Source organism: Bosea sp. AS-1 (genome assembly GCF_002220095.1).
GTDB lineage: Bacteria > Pseudomonadota > Alphaproteobacteria > Rhizobiales > Beijerinckiaceae > Allobosea.
On the sequence record NZ_CP022372.1, the window covers coordinates 3,489,327 to 3,506,781 of the forward strand.

The window sequence follows — 17,455 nt, forward strand, 5'->3', positions numbered from 1 at the left end:
CGGAGCGAGCCATGCCGATCTTCATCGATCGTCGCCTGAACCCCAAGGACAAGAGCCTGGGCAACCGCCAGCGCTTCCTGCGCCGCGTGCGCGCGGAGCTGAAGCGCAGCGTCCAGGAGCAGATCCGCTCCGGCAAGATCGCCGAGGCCGACGGCGAACAGGCGGTTTCGCTGCCGGCCAAGGGAACCGGCGAGCCGAGTTTCCGCGACGCCAAGGACAGCGGCCGGCGCCAGCACGTCCTGCCCGGCAACCAGCACTTCACGCCGGGAGACCAGGTGCCGAAGCCGAGCCAGGGCAGCGGATCGGGATCGGCACCGGGCTCGCAGGATTCCGAGGACGATTTCCGCTTCGTGCTGTCGCGCGAGGAGGTGCTCGACCTCTTCTTCGAAGATCTGGAGCTGCCCGATCTGGTCAAGCTCAACCTCAAAGAAATCCTCGCCTACAAGCCGCGGCGGGCCGGGTTTTCGGTCAGCGGGTCGCCGACAAACATCAGCATCGCGCGGACCATGCGCAACAGCCATGGCCGCCGCATCGCGCTGAGAAGGCCCAAGCGCGAAGAGATCGAGGCGATCCTGCGGGAGCTGGCCAGCCTCGAGGCGGATGGGACGGAAGCCGCCGAGCGCGGCCGGCGCATCGCCGCCCTGCGCGCGGAACTCGACCGGCTCGAGCGCCGGCGAAAGGTCATCGCCTTCGTCGATCCGGTCGATATCCGCTTCAACCGCTTCGACGCCCAGCCCCAGCCCAATGCGAAGGCGGTGATGTTCTGCCTGATGGACGTTTCCGGCTCGATGGGCGAGCGCGAGAAGGATCTGGCCAAGCGCTTCTTTGTGCTGCTGCACCTGTTCCTGAAGCGGCGCTACGACCGCACCGAGATCGTCTTCATCCGTCACACGCACACCGCGCAGGAGGTCGACGAGGACACCTTCTTCTACAGCACCCAGAGCGGGGGCACCGTCGTCTCGACGGCGCTGGAGGAGATGCAGAGCATCATCGCGAAGCGCTATCCCAGCCGGGAATGGAACATCTATGCCGCCCAGGCCTCGGACGGCGACAATCTCGCCACGGATTCCGAGCGCTGCCTCAGCCTGATGGACAGCGAGATCATGCGCCTGTGCCAGTATTTCGCCTATGTCGAGATCATCGACGAGCGCGAGAGCGAGATCTTCGGTGCCACCGACAACGGCACCTCGCTGTGGCGCGCCTATCGCACGGTGCGGGAGAGGTGGCCGAACTTCGACATGAGCCGCATCGCCAAGGCGGCCGATATCTATCCGGTCTTCCGCCAGCTCTTCTCCAAGCCGCCGGCGCAGCAGCGCGCCTGAAAGGAGAGCGCCGATGCCCAAGCACGCGCCCGCCAGCCGCCTGCTATTCTCCGGCTCAGACTGGAACTTCCGGACCTTGTCGCATGCCTACGACGTGATCGAGGCGGTCGGGAAGGAGGAGCTCGGACTCGACACCTACCCGGTGCAGATGGAGGTGATCTCCTCGGAGCAGATGCTCGACGCCTACTCGTCCATCGGCATGCCGCTGATGTACCGCCACTGGTCCTTCGGCAAGCACTTCCTCTATCAGGAACTGCTCTATCGGAAGGGTGGGCGCGGGCTCGCCTATGAGCTCGTGATCAATTCCGACCCCTGCATCGTCTATCTGATGGAAGAGAACACCATGGCGCTGCAAGCCCTGGTGACCGCGCATGCGGCGCTCGGCCACAACCACTTCTTCAAGAACAACTACCTGTTCCGGCAATGGACGGATGCCGACACGATCCTCGGCTACCTGGATTTCGCCAAGGGCTTCATCACCCGCTGCGAGGAAAAGCACGGCGTCGCCGCCGTCGAGAGCGTGCTCGACGCCGCCCACGCCCTGATGGAACAGGGCGTGTTCCGCTATCGCCGTCCGCCCAAGCTGTCCCTGGGCAAGCAGCATGAAGAACTGCGCGAGCGGCTGGAATATGAGGAGCGATCCTACAACGATCTGTGGCGCACCCTCCCGCGACCGGCCGACGGCGGCAAGCCCGACGAGATCGAGGCAGCCATCGCCGAGCGGAAGAAGACCCTCAACCTCCCCGAGGAGAACCTGCTCTACTTCCTCGAGAAGACGAGCCTGATTCTCGAGCCTTGGCAGCGCGAGATCCTGCGGATCGTGCGGGTGATCGCGCAGTACTTCTATCCGCAGCGGCAGACGCAGGTGATGAACGAGGGTTGCGCCACCTTCGTCCATTACACGGTGATGAACGCCCTGTTCGACCAAGGGCGGATCGGCGAAGGCGCGATGCTCGAGATCCTGCGCAACCATTCGAACGTCGTCTTCCAGCCGGCCTTCGACGACCCCCGCTTTTCAGGCATCAACCCCTATGCGCTCGGCCTCGACATGATGCAGGACATCCAGAGGATCGCGACGGAGCCGACCGCGGAGGACCGCGACTGGTTCCCCGAGATCGCGGGGACGGGTGACTGGCGCGCGATCCTTCTCGAGGCCTGGGCCAACCACCGCGACGAGTCCTTCATCCGGCAGTATCTCAGCCCGGCCCTGATCCGGAAGTGGCGGATGTTCGTGCTCTCCGACGCGGCGGACGAACGGTTCTACAACGTCGCCTCGATCCACAACGAGCGCGGCTACGAACACATCCGATCGGCCCTCGCCCAGCGCTACGACATCGGCGCGAGCCATGTCGACATCCAGGTCGTGGACGTGGACCTCCTCGGCCAGAGACATCTGCGCCTGCAGCACAAGGTCAATGACGGCATCCTGCTGGAAAACGGCAGCTGCGATGCGACGCTGCGCCATATCCACACGCTTTGGGGCTATGAGGTCAGCCTGGAAGGCATCGATGGGGAAACCGGCGCCACGATCTACGAACGGTCGAGCCGTCAGCTGGCCGAATGACCGGAAACCACCTTCAGACGCTTCGCGAGGCCCGTTCGCTTTGACGTTCTCTCGCCGCCCGAACCAGCGCGAGAAAGCGATAGAGGCCGTGGACGAACTTGCCGTAAGGCAAGGTGAGGAAGAGCGCGAAGACGACGCCGAGATGCAGCGCAAGCAGCAGGCCCATGGCGGGCGTGGCGCGCAGAACGAGAAGCGCGAGGCCGGTCAGGCTGGTCAGCAGCAGCATCAACAGGAAGGCGACATCCATGCTGGTGGGCAGGCCCTCGCGCAACTGCGGATCGCGCCGCCATTTCTCAGCCAGAAGCCCGACCGGCCCGACGATCAGGCCGATGCCACCGATGGTGCCGAGCAACACCGGCAGGTCGTACCAGGGGTAAGGCGCCTCCAGGCCGAGAAGGTAATGGTAGAGCGTCGCCGTCGATGTCGAAGCGAAGCAGAGCAGGAAACCGTAGAACGTCAGGTGATGCCAGAGGCGCCGCCGGTCGCTCGGTCGCTCGCTCTCGTTCATGCAGCCGGCGCCGCCACCGTCCAGATGGCGCAGGCTGCCGGCATCCTTCAGCGCCTGCCATAGCGAGCCGGCATCGCCCAACATGCCATCGGGCTCGCCGATGTCGCGCCAGAAGGCCCGGAGGCCCATCCCCATCGCGACCACTACATAGAGAAAGGCCAGGCCGAACAGCGCCGCCATGACGTTATGCGGCATCAGCCGGTAAAAGGCGCCGGGGCCGACATGGGTGGCGAAGAGCGCCGCCGGATCGCTCCAGATGACGAAGCCGGCGACGAAGCCCGCCACGGCGAGCGCCAGCGCGACTGCCACGAACAGGCCGTTCCGCTCGAAGACTCCGGCAAAGGCCGAAGGCCAGACGTAGCGCGCGTAGGATTGCGTCCTCACCTGCGCCAGCGTGGCGGGGACATGCACGGCATATTCGTGCGGCGGCGAGAACTGGCAGTCGTAATAGCAGGCGCCGCAGTTGTGGCAGAGATTGGCGAGGTAGTTCAGGTCGCCGTCGGAGAAGGAGCGCCGCATCTCCATGGCGGGAAAAACGGCGCAGAGACCCTCGCAATAGCGGCAGGAATTGCAGACGGTCATCAGCCGATCGGCCTCGGCCAGCGCCGCCGTCGCGTGATCGGCCGTGGAGCCGGCCGTTCCGGCCGGGCCCGTGCCCGGCAGCGCGCGCAGGAAGGCGAAATCCGTCATGACAGCGCGCTCCTGGCCGCTTCCCGCCCGGCGATGCGCCCGAAGACCGCGCCGATGGTCATGCCGATGCCGGCGGCATAGCCTTCGCCGAGCACGTTGCCCGCCATGATCTCGCCGGCTGCGAACATGTTCGCAGCCCCGCCGCCATCGGCCAGCATCATGCGGGCCTCCTCGTTCACCCGGACTCCGAGATAGGTGAAGGTGATGCCCGGCCGGACCGGATAGGCATAGAACGGCGCCTGTTCGATCCGCCGCGCCCAATGCGATTTCGGCGGCACCAGCCCCTCTGTCCGGCAATCGTCGAGAATCGTATCGTCGAAGGTGCCGGGACGAACCGCCGCGTTGAAGCGCGAAACCGTCCGCTCGAGAGCCTCGGGGTCGAGTTCCAGCTTCCTGGCGAGCTCATGGACGCTCGGCGCGCTGATCGGCGGGTAGAGCGAGGGCATGAAGAGCTTCAGCGAGGACGCATCGAAGATGATGTAAGCGAGCTGCTCCGGCTGGGCTGCAACCAGGCGCCCCCAGATCGCGTAGCGCTTCGGCCAGATATCCTCGCCCTCGTCATAGAAGCGCTCAGCATGACGGTTCACGACGATGCCGAAAACCACGCAGTCCAGCCGGGTGATGATGCCGCCATCGTATTTCGGCGCGCGGGCGTCGATGGCGACGGCGTGGCACTGCGTCGGGTCGCCGATTTCCTGCACGCCCTTGTCGAGCAACAGGCGCAGGATCGTGCCCTTGTTGTTGCGAGTGCCGCGGATCAGGAAATTCTCGGCCGCCTCGCCCCAATAGTGCTTCAGCCAGTCGATGTTGGATTCGAAGCCGCCTGCGGCCGCGACCAGCGCCTTGGCCTGAAGCTTCTCCTCCCCGACCGCAACCGAGTGGAACCGTCCGTTCTCGATCGCGATATCGGTGACTTCGGCCTCGTAGCGGATCGCGACGCCGAGGTCCTCGGCAGTGCGGTAGAGCGCGTTCAGCATCGCCCGGCCGCCGCCGAGGAAGAAGGAGTTGGTGCGGCCAAGCGACAGCGTGCCGCCGAGCGAAGGCTGCCAGCGCACGCCCTGCTCCTCGATCCAGCCGAGCATCGATTTCGATTCGCGGATCATGAAGCGCGCCAGCGCCTCATCGGTCTTGCCCTTGGTGACACGCAGCAGGTCGTCGAGGAACTCCTCCTCGCCGTAGGGTCCCGAGAGGCTGGCCGTCGCCGTGTCGTGGGCGCAGCGCATGTTCCGGGTGTGGCGCGTATTGCCGCCACGCCAGAAGGCGTCGGCCGCTTCCAGCACCAGCACGCGCGCTCCCTCCCGTCGCGCCGAGATCGCCGCGCAAAGCGCTGCGTTCCCGCCTCCGACCACGATGACGTCGTGCGCATCTTCAGCCGGTCGCGCCATCCCGATCAGGGAACCCAGGTGGTTTCCGGCGCCTCCTCGGTCCCGACCGGAGCCAGGACGATGCGAGCCGGCGGCTTCTCATGCTGCGGGCTGACCTCGAGCAGACGCGAAACCTGCGCCATGTCGGCGACCGCCTCGAGCGTCTCCAGCCGCTCGAAGAGCGGCGCCACCTGCTCGCGCGGCAGGCTGCGCTCGGCGCAATCGGAAAACTTGTCCCAGAGCTCCTGCGACGACATCGGATAGGCGCCGCCGCGCCCCACCAGGTTCTCGATACGCCGGCTGACGTTGCGCCCGTCCTTCAACGCGACGATGACCTCCGAACCCCATTGCTCGGCAGCATCGTCGCGCATCTGCGGATGCGCGCTGGCCTGCGTCACATCGAGAAGACGCTGGATGACGGGGTCGAAATGCGCCTCGCCCTCGAAGTCCTTGAGCCGGACGGTCCCGTCCTTCAGCGCCCGCGCGCAGACATACTGGACGCTGAACTTGGCTTCGAGGGAGGTCTGCGGGCGCGGGTTGTCGGTATGCCGGAGCCGCCGGCCATGCGGCAACAGCGTGATCTTCGCGACATCGTCCGGGCGCAGGCCGTGCTCCTTGCGCAGCTGCTGCATCATGAAGATCGCGGAATGGGTGCTGCCGCAGCAGGGATACTGCTTCAGCCCGATCGTATCATCGGCGATCTCGAGCGGTTCCGCCCAGTTCTCGAAGATCTTGTCGACGTCGTAGGTGCCCTTGCCGTTGAAGACGTCGAGGAAGCCCTGCCTGTGCTCCATGGCGTCCAGCGCCGCATCGAAGCCGCGCTCGGCCAGCAGGGCCGCGAGCAGCCCGCTGCGTCCGCACTGGCCGATATGAAGCGGCTTGGTCATGGTGCCGAAATTGGCCTTGAGTCCGCTCGCCAGCGAGGCGGCGATGGCGAGCGCCGCCGCGGTCTTCTGCGCATCGAGGCGCATGAGATGGGACGCCGCAGCGGCGCCGCCGAAGACGCCGAGCGTTGCCGTCGGGTGCCAGCCCTTGTCGTAATGATGGAAGTTGACCGCGCGCGCCAGGCGGATCTCGGTCTCGACGCCGACGACATAGGCCGCGATCAGAGCCTTGCCGGTGGCGCCGCGTTCATCGGCAAGCGCGAAGAGCAGCGGCACCAGCGGCACCGACTGATGGCCGCCGAGGGCGCCGCTGAAATCGTCGAAATCGAGCGCATGGGAGGCGGTGCCGTTGACCAGCGCCGCATCGAGCGCGCTGGTGCGCCGGCCCGTGCCCATCAGCAGCGCCTTGCCCGGCGCATCGGCGACGCCGGGGGTCTCCTTGAGGATCCGGGTGCACGGCTCGTCGGCGCCCGCGAGCGTGACGCCGATCGTGTCGAGGATGCAGGTGCGCGCCTGCTGCAGCGCCTTCGGTGTCACCTGCTCGGCGGAAAAACCCGCGACCAGGGCGCCGAGGCGGCCGAGGATGGTTTGGCTGTCGGTGGCCTTCGCCATGGCCGCCTCACATCGTCGCGGCGTTGCGCCCGGCGATCCGCCCGAAGGTGGCGCCCGAGACGAGGCCCGTGCCGGCAGGATAGTTGTCGTAGAACAGGCCACCGACCATCTCGCCGCAGCAGAACAGCCCCTTGATCGCGCGCCAGTCGGTGCCGATGACCTGCGCGTCTTTGTTCACCTTGAGCCCACCGAAAGTGAAGGTGATGCCGCCGGTCGCGCTGTAGGCGACATAGGGCGGCTTATCGAGCTTCACCGCCCAATTCGTCTTCGGCAGGGCGAGGCCCTTGGTGGCGAGACCGTCCTTCTTAGTGGGGTCGTAGCGCTCGTCCGCATCGTTGGCCGCGGCATTGTATTCGGTGATCGTGCGCAGCGCCTGCGCCTTGTCTTCGATGTCGAGCTGCTCCAGCAGTCCCTCGATCGTATCGGAGGTGATCGGCTGGCTGGTCTGGTAGCGCGGCTCCAGCAGGTGGACGACCTTCTGGTCGAAGATCTGCCAGGCCTTGGCGCCGGGCTCGGCCAGGATCGCGCGGCCGAACTTGGCATAAGTGAAGAGCGCACCGTCCTCACCCTCGTCGACGAAGCGCAGCCCCTTGCGGTTCAGCATGACGCTGTAGACGTAGCTCAGCCGGTTGCTGCGATCGGTCAATTCGCGCGGCGCGAAATCGCCCCAGTCGGCGCTGATCGGCGTGGCGTGGCAGCCGCTCCACTGCCCCCAGGGCATGGCGCCGATCGCCATCGCCATGCGCAGGCCGTCGCCCTGGTTGTGCGGCGTGCCGCGCACCTTGGCGCCGCCCACCAGCGGACCGATATGCTGGGTGCGCATCTGCACATTGGCCTCGAAGCCGCCGCAGCCGAGGACGATCGACTTCGCCCCGTAGGTCGCGACGCCTTCGTCGTTGCGCACCTTGACGCCGCTGACCCGCCCCTTCTCGTCGGTCAGCAATTCGGTGACGGCGTGGCCGTAGCGGATGTCGATGCCGAGGCCCTCGGCGGTCTGGAACCAGCTGCGCGACAGGCCGACGCCCTCATGGGCGGCGCGCACGACGAGTCCCCTCGCCCAGACCATCATGTTGCCCTTGCGCACGGCCGAAAGCGTCACGGCCGGCTCCATCTTGATGCCGCCGATCTTGTTCATCCAGAAGACCGTGTCCTTGGAATTGTCGACCAGGACGCGCGACAGGTCGGGATCGGTGCGTCCGCTCGTCACCCGCATCAGGTCGCCATGGTAGTCGGCGCGCGTATAGGGCTGGATGCCCTCGTAGAAGTTCTCGAACTGCTCCTCGGCTTCCGGCACCAGCGGGCCGATCTCGCGCGGATCGTCGAAGGCGAAGCGCAGCACACCGCCGCTCCAATGAGTGTTGCCACCCCGCATCTCGCGCGGCGCCTTCTCGAGCACCAGCACCCGCTTCGCGCCGTTTTCCTTGGCCGAGACGGAGGCCGCGAGCGCGGCATTGCCCGCACCGACGACGATGACGTCGAAATTGTCCTGCATGAGGCTGGCTCCCTGATCGCGCATGCCTGCGCACATCTTTCCGGCGCGTCCTCCATGGGCATGCATCCTTATGAGTACGAATGTATACAAATGAACGCAAGAAGATTCTTCAGCGCGCCGGCACGCCTGCCATTCACGAGGAGCGCCGCTGTTGTCGGAGCAAGTTTACCGGGAGGCGTCGCTATCCGGCGGCGGCCGCAGCCGCTGCACCATTGAGCTGCTGGAGCATATGCTCCCGCGAGTGCTGGATATGGCGCCGCATCGCCGTTTCCGCGGCCTCGGGATCCCGCTTCTTCAGAGCCTCAAGGATCGCGCAATGCTCTTCATAGGCATCGCGAGCTCGCCCGCCGCGCGTGCTGGACCGGTAGCGATAGATCCTGAGCAGGTCGTACATGTCCGTGCACAGCATCTGGATCAGCCGCGCATTGCCGCTTGCCGACACGATACGGAAATGGAAGTCGAAATCGGGGGTGCGCTGATAGTAACCCGTGCCGGCCTGCACATCCTGGGAGCGGCCGTGCTGGGCGAGCAGGTCCTCCAGTTCCACCAGTTGGCCCTGCGTGATCGTCTGGGCCGCCAAGCGGCAGGCCATGCCCTCCAGCGCCTCGCGCACCGTCATCAGCTCCGCCAGATCCTCGTGCGACAGCTCGGTGACGTGAACGCCGATGTTGGTCGTGCGCCGCAGGAGCTGGCGCCCCTCGAGACGGCGGATCGCCTCCCGCAGCGGCCCACGGCTGACTCCGAAGGCCGTCGCGAGGCGCTGTTCGCTGAGCCGGCTGCCGGGAGCCAGCTCCCCGCCCAGGATCGCCGCCTCGAGCCGTTCGGTCACGGCGTCGACCAGCGATTTCGCCCGCACGCGGCTCTTCAGCAGATCGTTGGAAAGCTCGTCCATCTCGCTCGGTCTCGCGATCTTAAAAGTCAACTGTTGACAGTCCTACAATAGCGACTCCACATTTGCCTTGGAAGCCGCCGGAAGACGTGGCCGTACCATGGGAGGCGTCATGCACGCGACTGCGCCCTCCGCTCTGGCGGAGTCTACACTCAAACCTGCCGCGGCGCTTGCCGAGATGGCGGCGAGGCTCGATTTCGAACAGGTGCCCTCCCCGGCCCGGCTGCGCGGCAAGCTCTCGATCCTCGATGCGCTCGGCGTCGGGCTCGCCTCGAACGCGTTTCCCTATGCCCAGCGCGCAATGGCCGGCATCACTGCGCTGGCCGGCGAGGCAGGTCCCTGCAGCGTACTCGGCCGCAGCGAGCGTCTGCCGGTTCGCGATGCAGCGCTTGCCAACGGCATCCTGATCCATGGTCTCGATTTCGACGACACGCACCTGACCAGCATCGTCCATCCGACCGCGGCCTGCCTGCCCTGCGCCCTGTCGCTCGGCGAGGCGCTCGGCGTCGACGGGCGGACCTTCCTCACCGCCTATTTCGCCGGCATGGAAACGGCGGTCCGCGTTGGCGCGGCCGTGAAGGGCGGGTTCCATCATGTCGGCTTCCACGCGACCGGCGTGGTCGCGCATTTCAGCTCCGCCGTGATCGCCGCGAAGCTGCTCGGGCTCGATGCAGGCGCGATGACGGAAGCACAGGGGATCGCCGCCAGCACGGCCTCGGGCGTCCAGGTCTTCCTGGAGGAAGGCGCCTGGACCAAGCGCTTCCATCCCGGCTGGGCCGCGGTCGCGGGGATCACGGCCGCCTATCTCGCCCAGGCCGGTTTCAAGGGACCGACCCGCCCCTATGAGGGCAAGTTCGGCCTGTTCGACACGCATCTGCAGAGCAGAACCGAGCATGTCGATCTCGACATCATGGTGTCGGAGCTGGGCGAACGCTGGCACTTCGCCGATACCGCGCTCAAGCCCTATCCCGTCTGCCATTTCATCCATGGCTGCGCGGATGCCGCCATCGAGCTCGCCGGGCTCGTCGATTGGCGCGAGATCGCCTCCGTCGAAGCCTATCTGCCCAGGGATACGATGCCGATCGTCGCCGAGCCGGCTGAGGCCAAGGAAAGGCCCTCGACCGATTACGAGGCGAAGTTCAGCGCGCAATTCGTCGTCGCGACCTGCCTGATCAAGCGCTGCTTCAACCTGCCGGAGCTGCAGGACGAAGCCCTGCGCGATCCGCGGGTGCGCGAGCTGGCGACACGGGTGAAATGCTCGGTGGATCCTGCCTCCGTCTTCCCGCAATTCTTCTCCGGTGGGGTGCGCGTCACGCTGAAGGACGGGCGCGAGCTCTTCCGCCATGTCCGCGTCAACAGCGGCGCGGGCGAGCGGGCGCTCGACACTGAAGCGGTCGCGGCGAAGTTCATGGCCTCGGCCTCGCTGGCGGTCGACGAGCGCCAGGCGGCGGCGGTCCGCGACGTCGTGCTCGACATCGAGAACCGCTCCGTGGCGGAGCTCGCGGCGGCGCTGAGGCGCGAACCCTAAGGGAGCTTCAGCCGGCCTTTGCGGCCGCTGGCGCGGCGAGCACCCGAATGGGCTCGCCCGCCTGCCAGGCGCGGATCGCTTCGACGGTGTCCTCGTAGAACATCCGGTAGGCGCCTTCGGTGACGAAGCCGAGATGCGGCGAGAGCGCGAGATTGGGCGCGCGCCGCAGCGGATGCTCCTTCGGCAGCGGCTCGATGTCGTAGACGTCGAGCCCGGCGCGGATGCGCCCTTCGTTCAGGGCCGACAGCAGCGCCACCTCGTCGACGATCGGCCCGCGCGAAGTGTTGACCAGGATCGCGCCCGGCTTCATCGCCGCGATCTCGGCCGCGCCGACGAGATTCCTGCTGCCCGGCGTCAGGGGGACATGGATCGAGATCGCATCGGCCCGTGCGAACAGCTCCGCCTTGCCGACCGCCTCCGCGCCGTGCCCCGCCGCCCGCTCCGGCGTCAGATTCGGGCTCCAGGCAATGACCTTCATGCCGAAAGCGCGAGCGATCGGCGCCATGCGGCTGCCGAGCTTGCCGAGACCGATCAGGCCGAGCGTCCGGCCGCCGAGCGTGGTGCCGACCGTCTCCTGCCAGCCGCCTTCGCGCATGCGCCGGTATTCCTCCGGCAAGTGCCGCGCCGCCGACAACAGCAGCGCCCAGGCGAGCTCGGGTGTCGCATGCTCGGATTCGCCGGCGCGGGTATGGCAAACGGTCACGCCATGCTCGGCTGCGGCATCGAAATCGATCACTCGCGCCCGGCCGCCGGTGACGACGACGAGCTTCAATCGCGGCAGGCGCGCGATCAGGCTGCGCGGCAACGGCAGGCGCTCCCGCATCAGGCAGAGCACGTCGTAATCCGCCAGCCGCCCCGCCGCCTCTTCCTCAGATCCTAGGGGTTCGTTGAAGACGTCGACGGCTGCATCGGCGCCGAGGCTCACCCAGTCGGCATAGCCGCGCGCCACGTTCTGATAATCGTCAAGAACGGCGATACGGGTCATCGAAAGGTCTCCACCTCGACCGGGAAGAGCGATGCCGCGTCCTCGATCTCCATGAGATGGAAGACGTTGAAGCGATAGGCCGGCCCCGCATTGAGCTCGGGCGGCGTGAAGGGGAAAGCCAGATTACCGGCCGTCGAAAGCCGCCCCTCATAGCCGTGATGCAGCAGGTACTGCTTGGTCGTGCGGATCACCTCCTCCGCCCGCTCCGGCGTCGGCGCGATGCATTCGCCCATGACGAACGCCTCACGCGGGACGGCACCGGGTTCGGCCCAGGCCCTGACGCCGTCGACGCCATAGAGCCGGAAGTTCAGGCGATAATCCTCCGGCGCGTCCTCGCAGACCAGATCACGCACCACCTTGGCGACAGCAGCGAAGATTTCGCGATGCCCCGCGATGAAGCGTGGGTCGGCGGCACCGGCCAGCAGCAGCGCGCGATGACCGACGAAGGCGGCGCCTTCGAGCTTCAGCGTCGAACGCTCGGCCTTATGGAAGACCGCCCCCTCGACTCGCGTGCGACGCTCGTCGAGCGCGCGATAGGTCACAACGCGCAGGTCGGCCCAGCCGGCCGGCTCGCGAATCTCATAAGGGTCGGCCTGTTCATAGAGGCTGTGCGCGGCGACGGAGGCCGGAGTCGCCGCCCGGTTCGGCGCCATGCTCTCCAGCTCGAATCCGTCATCGTCGAGCACGCCGAGAATGGTGTCGCGGCCGCCCGGCGTGCAGCAGAGCGAGGCGCATTCGACGATCTTGGCCATGTGCATGGCGATGCCGGGCGGAAAGCCGAGCATCGCCGGGATGCTGGCGAAGATGCCGGTATCGCAGGCCCGGCCGAGCACCACGACATCGACATCGGCCTCCAGCGCGCGGCAGAACGCTTCCAGCCCGAGCTGCGCCACGACGTGGCTCGCGGCGTCGACATCGGCCTCGGTCAAGGCCGGCATCGTGTCCATCGGGCGGGTCCTGCCAGCCCGGACCGCCGCCTTGAGCACATCCCGCGGCATGTCGGAGGCAACCACCGCCATCCGGAACCGCAGCCCATCCTCGGCCGCGATCTCGCGGATCATCGCCAGCGTCTGGTCGAGATGCGGCCGCGCCCCGGCCGAGCCGGCGGAGCCGACGATCAGCGGGATATCGAGCCTGCGCGCGCCGCCCAGCACCTTGCGCAGGTCACGCTTCGCACCGACCCGCGTCGGCGCGAGCTTGCCGGCACCGAGATAGTTCGGGCCGATATCGATTGACCCCATATCGACGCCGATCATGTCCGGCGCCCGCGCGAGCCCGGCCTCAAAGGCGGGCGTCGGGATGCCGTAGCCGAGCTGGCCGGAGGCGCCGAGCGAGCGCAACGGCCGGCGCCGGCGCGCGAAATCATCGAGAAGCCTGCCGATCGCCGTCACAGTTCGATGTCCAGAAGCGGTGCGTGCTGCTGCGCGCCATAGACGTCGCGATCGCCGATATCGCCGGAGATGACGTCACGCGGCAGGGTGATCTTCACCGCCAGCGCCGGCGCATAGGCGATGACCGCGACCTCGTTCTCGCTGCGGCCATAGGCCTTCGCGACCTTCTCGCGCAGCACCGGCAGCTTTTCCGAAACGGCGGCGAAACTCGCGGCATCAGGCAGCATCAGGTCGAAGGTCAGCAGGCAGGGCCCGGCGTTCTTGCTGCGGATCACCCGCGCGACGGAGTCGAGCCGCATGGTCAGGTCTCCGCGAGCCAGGCCGGGACGGGAACGCCGAGCGTCCGTGCCGCCTCGACAAGCCCCTCGCGGTCTTCCTTCGCCAGGGGGATGCCGTCGCGCAGCCTCTGCGCCTCGAGTTTCGCCTCGGGCTCTCCGGGGAAGAGGATCTCTCCACCTTCCTTCACGGGCGGACAGGCCTTTGCCCGCTGGGCCAAGGCGTCCATCCGTGCAGCGTAGGCCGCGCGATCCATGGCGAGTTCGGGCTTCAGCGCGATGAACATGTGACCGACATTCTGCGGCCTGTCCTCGTCGCTGTACTGGTTGCCGACCTCCCCGCCGAAGGCCGAGCCGGACATGACCCCGGCGAGGACCTCCATCATCAGCGAAAGCCCGGAGCCCTTCGGGCCGCCCAGCGGCAGGATGATGCCTTCATAGGCGGCAGCCGCATCGGTCGTTGGCTGGCCATCCTTGTCGAGCGCCCAGTCCGGCGGGATCGGCTGCCCGGCGGCCGCGGCGCGACGGATCTTGCCCCGCGCGACGATGGAGGTCGCCATGTCGAGCAGGACCGGCGGCCCGTGCTCGCCTCCCGGTGCACCGAAGGCGAAGGGGCTGGTGCCGAGGAAAGGCACACGCCCGCCCCAGACCGGCATGGCGGGCGAGGCATTGGTGAAGACGAAGGCGGCGAAACCGGCCTCGATCGCCTGGCGCAGATAACTCGCGGCCATGCCGAAATGCGTGCTGCGATGGGCGAGCGCCATGCCGATACCGAAGCGGCCGGCACGCTCGATCGCCTCCGCCATGGCCCGGCTGCCGACCAGGAACCCGAGCGCATTGGCGCCGTCGATGCGAGCCACCGCCGGGGCCAGCTCCTCGACCGCGATCGGAGCGACCGGGTCGACGAGGCCGATCGCAATGCGATGCAGATAGATCGGCACGCGCCCGACGCCATGCGAGACGACGCCGCGCAGATCCGCCTCGACGAGGCAGCGCGCCACGGTCGCCGCATCGGCCGCGGGCACGCCGGCCTTCGCGAACAGCGCCGCGACGAAGTTTCGTGCGTCGTCCGCCGCGACCGGAGCGAGCGTCATGCCCGCTTCTCCTCCAGCGCGACGAGGCGGCAATATTCGGGCGCGAAGCGCAGCGTCACCGCGTCACCGACGTCGAAATCGGAGCGGGAATGCACCTTCACGCGCGCTCCCGACGCGTCGACGAGGTATTCGGTATAGGCGCCCAGATAATGGCTTTCGAGCACGCGGCCTTCGAGCACATTGTCCCCGCCCTCGACGCGGGCCGTCGCTCCGGGGGCGATCTCGATGCTTTCGGGCCGCAGCATCGCCTGGTAGCGCTGGGCCTCCGGCGCCCCGGCATCATCGAGCTTCAGCCTGATGCCGCTGGCGGTCGACCAGCCCGCGCCATTGGCCCGTTCGACATCGATGAAGCTCGCGCGCCCGACGAAATCCGCGACGAAGCGGTTGGCCGGGCGCCGATACAATTCCTTCGGCGTGCCGGCCTGGGTGATGCGTCCCTGATCCATGACGACGACGCGATCCGACATCGATAGCGCCTCTTCCTGGTCGTGGGTGACGTAGACGGTGGCGACGTCGAGCTCGCGCTGCAGGCGCTTGATCTCGATCCGCGTGCCTTCGCGCAGCTTGGCGTCGAGGTTGGAGAGCGGCTCGTCGAAAAGCAGGACGCGCGGGCGGCCGACGATGGCGCGGGCCAGCGCGACGCGCTGCTGCTGGCCGCCGGACAGTTGCGAGGGATGACGCTCGCGCAGATGGCGCATGCCGACGATCTCCAGCGCCTCGTCGACCTGCTTCGCGACATCGGCCGCCGCCACCTTTCGGATCGCCAGCGGAAAGCCGACATTCGCCGCGACCGTCATGTGCGGCCAGATCGCATAGGACTGGAAGACCATGCCGATCTGGCGCTCATGCGCCGGCACGAGAACGCCCTGTTCCGGCGCCGAGACGACGCGATCGTCGATCCGGATGACGCCGCCATCGGCGTCCTCGAGACCCGCGATGCAGCGCAGGGTCGTGGTCTTGCCGCAGCCCGAAGGGCCGAGCAGCGAGATGAACTCGCCCTTGCCGACGTCGAAGGAGATGCCGTGGACGACGGTGAGCGCGCCATAGCGCTTCACCAGATTCTGGACGTTGATGCTCACGATACGCCTCCTCAGCCGCGCCGCGCGGTCGGCACGAGCTTCATGATCAGAGCCATGGCGACGAAGATGATCAGGGTGGCGACCACGGCAAGCGCGCTCGCCAGCCCCCAGTTCGCCTGTTCGAAGAAGGACCAGATCGAGATCGAGATCACCGAGGTGTTGACCGAGTAGATCAGGATCGCCGAGGAGATCTCGCGGAAGAACGCCATGAAGAGCAGGAAATAAGCGCCTTGCACGGAAGGCGTCACCAGCGGCAGCAGGATGCGCCAGATACCCTGCGCGCGCGTCGCGCCATTCACCCAGGCCGCTTCTTCGAGGCTCTTGTCGATCTGCACCATCTGCCCGCCCACCGTCTCCGTCGCGTAGGGCAGGAAGCGCGTGACGAAGGCGATGATCATCAGGGTCAAGGTGCCGTAGAGCGGCAGCGGCAGATAGGCATAGGCCCAGAGCAACCCCAGGCCGAGCACGACGCCCGGCACGCCGAAAGGCAGGCTCACGATGAAATCGAGCGTGCGATAGCCGCGGGGCTTGAGCCGCAGCGTGAAGTAGCAGCAGAGCACGCCGAGCGTGACGCCGACCGCGGCCCCGACGCCGGAGACGATAAGCGTGTTGGTGAAGCTGGTGACGGTGGATGCGCTCTCCCAGATGAAGACGTAGTTGCGCAGCGTGTACATGCCTTCCAGCGGGTTCACCGTGAACCACTTCAGGACCGAGGTGTAGATCAGGATGATCATCGGCATGATCAGGCCGAGGAAGATGAAGCCGAAGCAGAGCAGATTGGCCGCCCAGCGCCAGCGCCCGAGCGGAATCAGCTTGAGGCGCCCGGCCTTGCCGGTGACCGTGGTCAACCGCCCAGCCGTCGTAACGCGACGCTGCGCCCAGATCGCCGCGCCGGTGATGAGGCTGAGCGCCACGCCGATTGCGGCTGCAAGCCCGTAATCGGTCGGGGTGAAGCGGACGAGCAGATAAAGCTGCGTCGCCAGCATCGTCACCTGCCCCGGAATGCCGAGCAGGGCTGGAATGGCGAACTGCTCGATCGTCATCACGAAAGTGAGGATGAAGCTCGAGATCAGCGAATAACCGAGCAGCGGCAAGGTCACGCGCAGCAGCACCTGGTGCGGCCTGGCGCCGGCCGTATTGGCCGCCTCCTCGTAGATCGGATCCATGCCGGCGATGGGGCCGCGCATCGTCAGATAGACGAAGGGCACCTGATGCAGCGACATCACGAAGACGATGCCGGCAGCGGTGTAGATGTCCGCCCTGAGCCAGGGCATGCCGAGCGTGTCGTCGACGATGGTGTTGTAGACCCCACCCGGTGCGCCGACGATGATCCACGCCATGGCGAGAATGAAGGACGGAAAGTAGAAGCTGAGCCCGATCAGCGCGACCACGGCGTTGCCGTAGCGGAAATCGGTGCGGTGGACGATCAGCGCGATCGCGGTTCCCACGATGATCGAAATAACCGAGGTGAAGAGACCGATAACCAGCGTCGTCGCCATCGAGGAGAGCACGCCGCCGGAGGCGAGCCCGGCATAGTTCTCGAGCGTCCACTCGCCGGGCAGCCCCGGCGCGCTGGTGCGGAAGCTGCCATAGACCAGCGCGACCACCGGGATCGCGACCATGGCAGCGACCACGAGGAAGGTCGCCCAATAGACGCCCGTGAGCACGGCGCCGCCCTGCCCGGCGCGGCGGGCTGGAGGAGAGGCCGCTACGGCCTGCATGACGATGGCTTGTTCTGACATGATCGGCTCCCTGGCCGCCTTGCCGGGGCGCGAAAC

General features: G+C 67.0%; 14 protein-coding genes. 3 read left to right on the forward strand and 11 right to left on the reverse strand.

Annotation, left to right across the window (positions count from 1 at the left end):
- Window positions 1-11 precede the first annotated feature (11 nt).
- Together CE453_RS18415 and CE453_RS18420 are read left to right on the forward strand one after the other, a co-directional pair.
- A complete protein-coding gene (locus CE453_RS18415; protein ID WP_089175896.1) occupies window positions 12-1,322 on the forward strand; it encodes a YeaH/YhbH family protein in 1,311 nt (436 codons plus the stop codon).
- A gap of 13 nt (window positions 1,323-1,335) precedes the next feature.
- Window positions 1,336-2,886: a SpoVR family protein gene (locus CE453_RS18420; protein ID WP_089175897.1), complete on the forward strand. Its 1,551-nt coding sequence runs from the start codon at window positions 1,336-1,338 to the stop codon at window positions 2,884-2,886.
- Window positions 2,887-2,899: 13 nt separating this feature from the next.
- Here CE453_RS18420 and tcuB read toward each other — a convergent pair whose 3' ends face one another.
- The 5 genes from tcuB to CE453_RS18445 all read right to left on the reverse strand — a co-directional run bounded on the left by tcuB (window position 2,900) and on the right by CE453_RS18445 (window position 9,328).
- Complete coding sequence (gene tcuB, locus CE453_RS18425) at window positions 2,900-4,084, reverse strand: tricarballylate utilization 4Fe-4S protein TcuB (protein WP_089175898.1); 1,185 nt, start codon at window positions 4,082-4,084, stop codon at window positions 2,900-2,902.
- Window positions 4,081-5,469 (reverse strand): FAD-dependent tricarballylate dehydrogenase TcuA, encoded by a 1,389-nt coding sequence (gene tcuA, locus CE453_RS18430; protein WP_089175899.1) that lies wholly within the window; start codon window positions 5,467-5,469, stop codon window positions 4,081-4,083. Before tcuA (CE453_RS18430) ends, tcuB begins: the two co-directional genes overlap by 4 nt.
- 5 nt (window positions 5,470-5,474) lie before the next feature.
- On the reverse strand, window positions 5,475-6,944 hold the full coding sequence (locus CE453_RS18435; RefSeq protein ID WP_089175900.1) for an MmgE/PrpD family protein: 1,470 nt from the start codon (window positions 6,942-6,944) through the stop codon (window positions 5,475-5,477).
- A gap of 7 nt (window positions 6,945-6,951) precedes the next feature.
- On the reverse strand, window positions 6,952-8,460 hold the full coding sequence (tcuA, locus tag CE453_RS18440; RefSeq protein WP_248307789.1) for an FAD-dependent tricarballylate dehydrogenase TcuA: 1,509 nt from the start codon (window positions 8,458-8,460) through the stop codon (window positions 6,952-6,954).
- A gap of 157 nt (window positions 8,461-8,617) precedes the next feature.
- Window positions 8,618-9,328 carry a GntR family transcriptional regulator gene (locus tag CE453_RS18445; protein WP_089175901.1) on the reverse strand — a complete coding sequence of 237 codons (711 nt, stop codon included), beginning with the start codon at window positions 9,326-9,328 and terminating at the stop codon, window positions 8,618-8,620.
- A gap of 109 nt (window positions 9,329-9,437) precedes the next feature.
- On the opposite strand from CE453_RS18445, the gene CE453_RS18450 reads away from it, so the two are divergent.
- A complete protein-coding gene (locus CE453_RS18450; protein ID WP_198302145.1) occupies window positions 9,438-10,853 on the forward strand; it encodes an MmgE/PrpD family protein in 1,416 nt (471 codons plus the stop codon).
- 7 nt (window positions 10,854-10,860) lie between these two features.
- Here the strand turns inward: CE453_RS18450 and CE453_RS18455 are convergent, their stop codons facing one another.
- From CE453_RS18455 to CE453_RS18485, 6 genes are read right to left on the reverse strand one after another with little or no spacing between them, the layout of a single operon-like run.
- Window positions 10,861-11,838 carry a D-2-hydroxyacid dehydrogenase family protein gene (locus CE453_RS18455; protein WP_089175902.1) on the reverse strand — a complete coding sequence of 326 codons (978 nt, stop codon included), beginning with the start codon at window positions 11,836-11,838 and terminating at the stop codon, window positions 10,861-10,863.
- The gene (locus CE453_RS18460) at window positions 11,835-13,229 is read right to left on the reverse strand and encodes an acyclic terpene utilization AtuA family protein (protein ID WP_198302146.1); all 1,395 of its coding nucleotides are present in this window, start codon (window positions 13,227-13,229) and stop codon (window positions 11,835-11,837) included. The genes CE453_RS18455 and CE453_RS18460 overlap by 4 nt, the downstream gene beginning before the upstream one ends.
- The gene (locus CE453_RS18465; protein ID WP_089175903.1) at window positions 13,226-13,528 is read right to left on the reverse strand and encodes a DUF4387 domain-containing protein; all 303 of its coding nucleotides are present in this window, start codon (window positions 13,526-13,528) and stop codon (window positions 13,226-13,228) included. The genes CE453_RS18460 and CE453_RS18465 overlap by 4 nt, the downstream gene beginning before the upstream one ends.
- Window positions 13,529-13,530: 2 nt before the next feature.
- Complete coding sequence (locus tag CE453_RS18470) at window positions 13,531-14,598, reverse strand: Ldh family oxidoreductase (protein WP_089175904.1); 1,068 nt, start codon at window positions 14,596-14,598, stop codon at window positions 13,531-13,533.
- Window positions 14,595-15,677: an ABC transporter ATP-binding protein gene (locus CE453_RS29485; protein WP_282568762.1), complete on the reverse strand. Its 1,083-nt coding sequence runs from the start codon at window positions 15,675-15,677 to the stop codon at window positions 14,595-14,597. The genes CE453_RS18470 and CE453_RS29485 overlap by 4 nt, the downstream gene beginning before the upstream one ends.
- 11 nt (window positions 15,678-15,688) lie before the next feature.
- Window positions 15,689-17,419 (reverse strand): ABC transporter permease, encoded by a 1,731-nt coding sequence (locus CE453_RS18485; protein WP_089175905.1) that lies wholly within the window; start codon window positions 17,417-17,419, stop codon window positions 15,689-15,691.
- Between the last annotated feature and the right edge of the window lie 36 nt (window positions 17,420-17,455).

Bases quoted from the DNA above. Each gene is read 5' to 3' on its own strand.
- tcuA (WP_089175899.1), bottom strand. From the start codon at position 5,469: ATGGCGCGACCGGCTGAAGATGCGCACGACGTCATCGTGGTCGGAGGC.
- tcuA (WP_248307789.1), bottom strand. From the start codon at position 8,460: ATGCGCGATCAGGGAGCCAGCCTCATGCAGGACAATTTCGACGTCATC.
- CE453_RS18450 (WP_198302145.1), top strand. From the start codon at position 9,438: ATGCACGCGACTGCGCCCTCCGCTCTGGCGGAGTCTACACTCAAACCT.
- CE453_RS18445 (WP_089175901.1), bottom strand. From the start codon at position 9,328: ATGGACGAGCTTTCCAACGATCTGCTGAAGAGCCGCGTGCGGGCGAAA.
- CE453_RS18485 (WP_089175905.1), bottom strand. From the start codon at position 17,419: ATGTCAGAACAAGCCATCGTCATGCAGGCCGTAGCGGCCTCTCCTCCA.
- tcuB (WP_089175898.1), bottom strand. From the start codon at position 4,084: ATGACGGATTTCGCCTTCCTGCGCGCGCTGCCGGGCACGGGCCCGGCC.
- CE453_RS18415 (WP_089175896.1), top strand. From the start codon at position 12: ATGCCGATCTTCATCGATCGTCGCCTGAACCCCAAGGACAAGAGCCTG.
- CE453_RS18435 (WP_089175900.1), bottom strand. From the start codon at position 6,944: ATGGCGAAGGCCACCGACAGCCAAACCATCCTCGGCCGCCTCGGCGCC.
- CE453_RS18455 (WP_089175902.1), bottom strand. From the start codon at position 11,838: ATGACCCGTATCGCCGTTCTTGACGATTATCAGAACGTGGCGCGCGGC.
- CE453_RS18465 (WP_089175903.1), bottom strand. From the start codon at position 13,528: ATGCGGCTCGACTCCGTCGCGCGGGTGATCCGCAGCAAGAACGCCGGG.
- CE453_RS18420 (WP_089175897.1), top strand. From the start codon at position 1,336: ATGCCCAAGCACGCGCCCGCCAGCCGCCTGCTATTCTCCGGCTCAGAC.
- CE453_RS18470 (WP_089175904.1), bottom strand. From the start codon at position 14,598: ATGACGCTCGCTCCGGTCGCGGCGGACGACGCACGAAACTTCGTCGCG.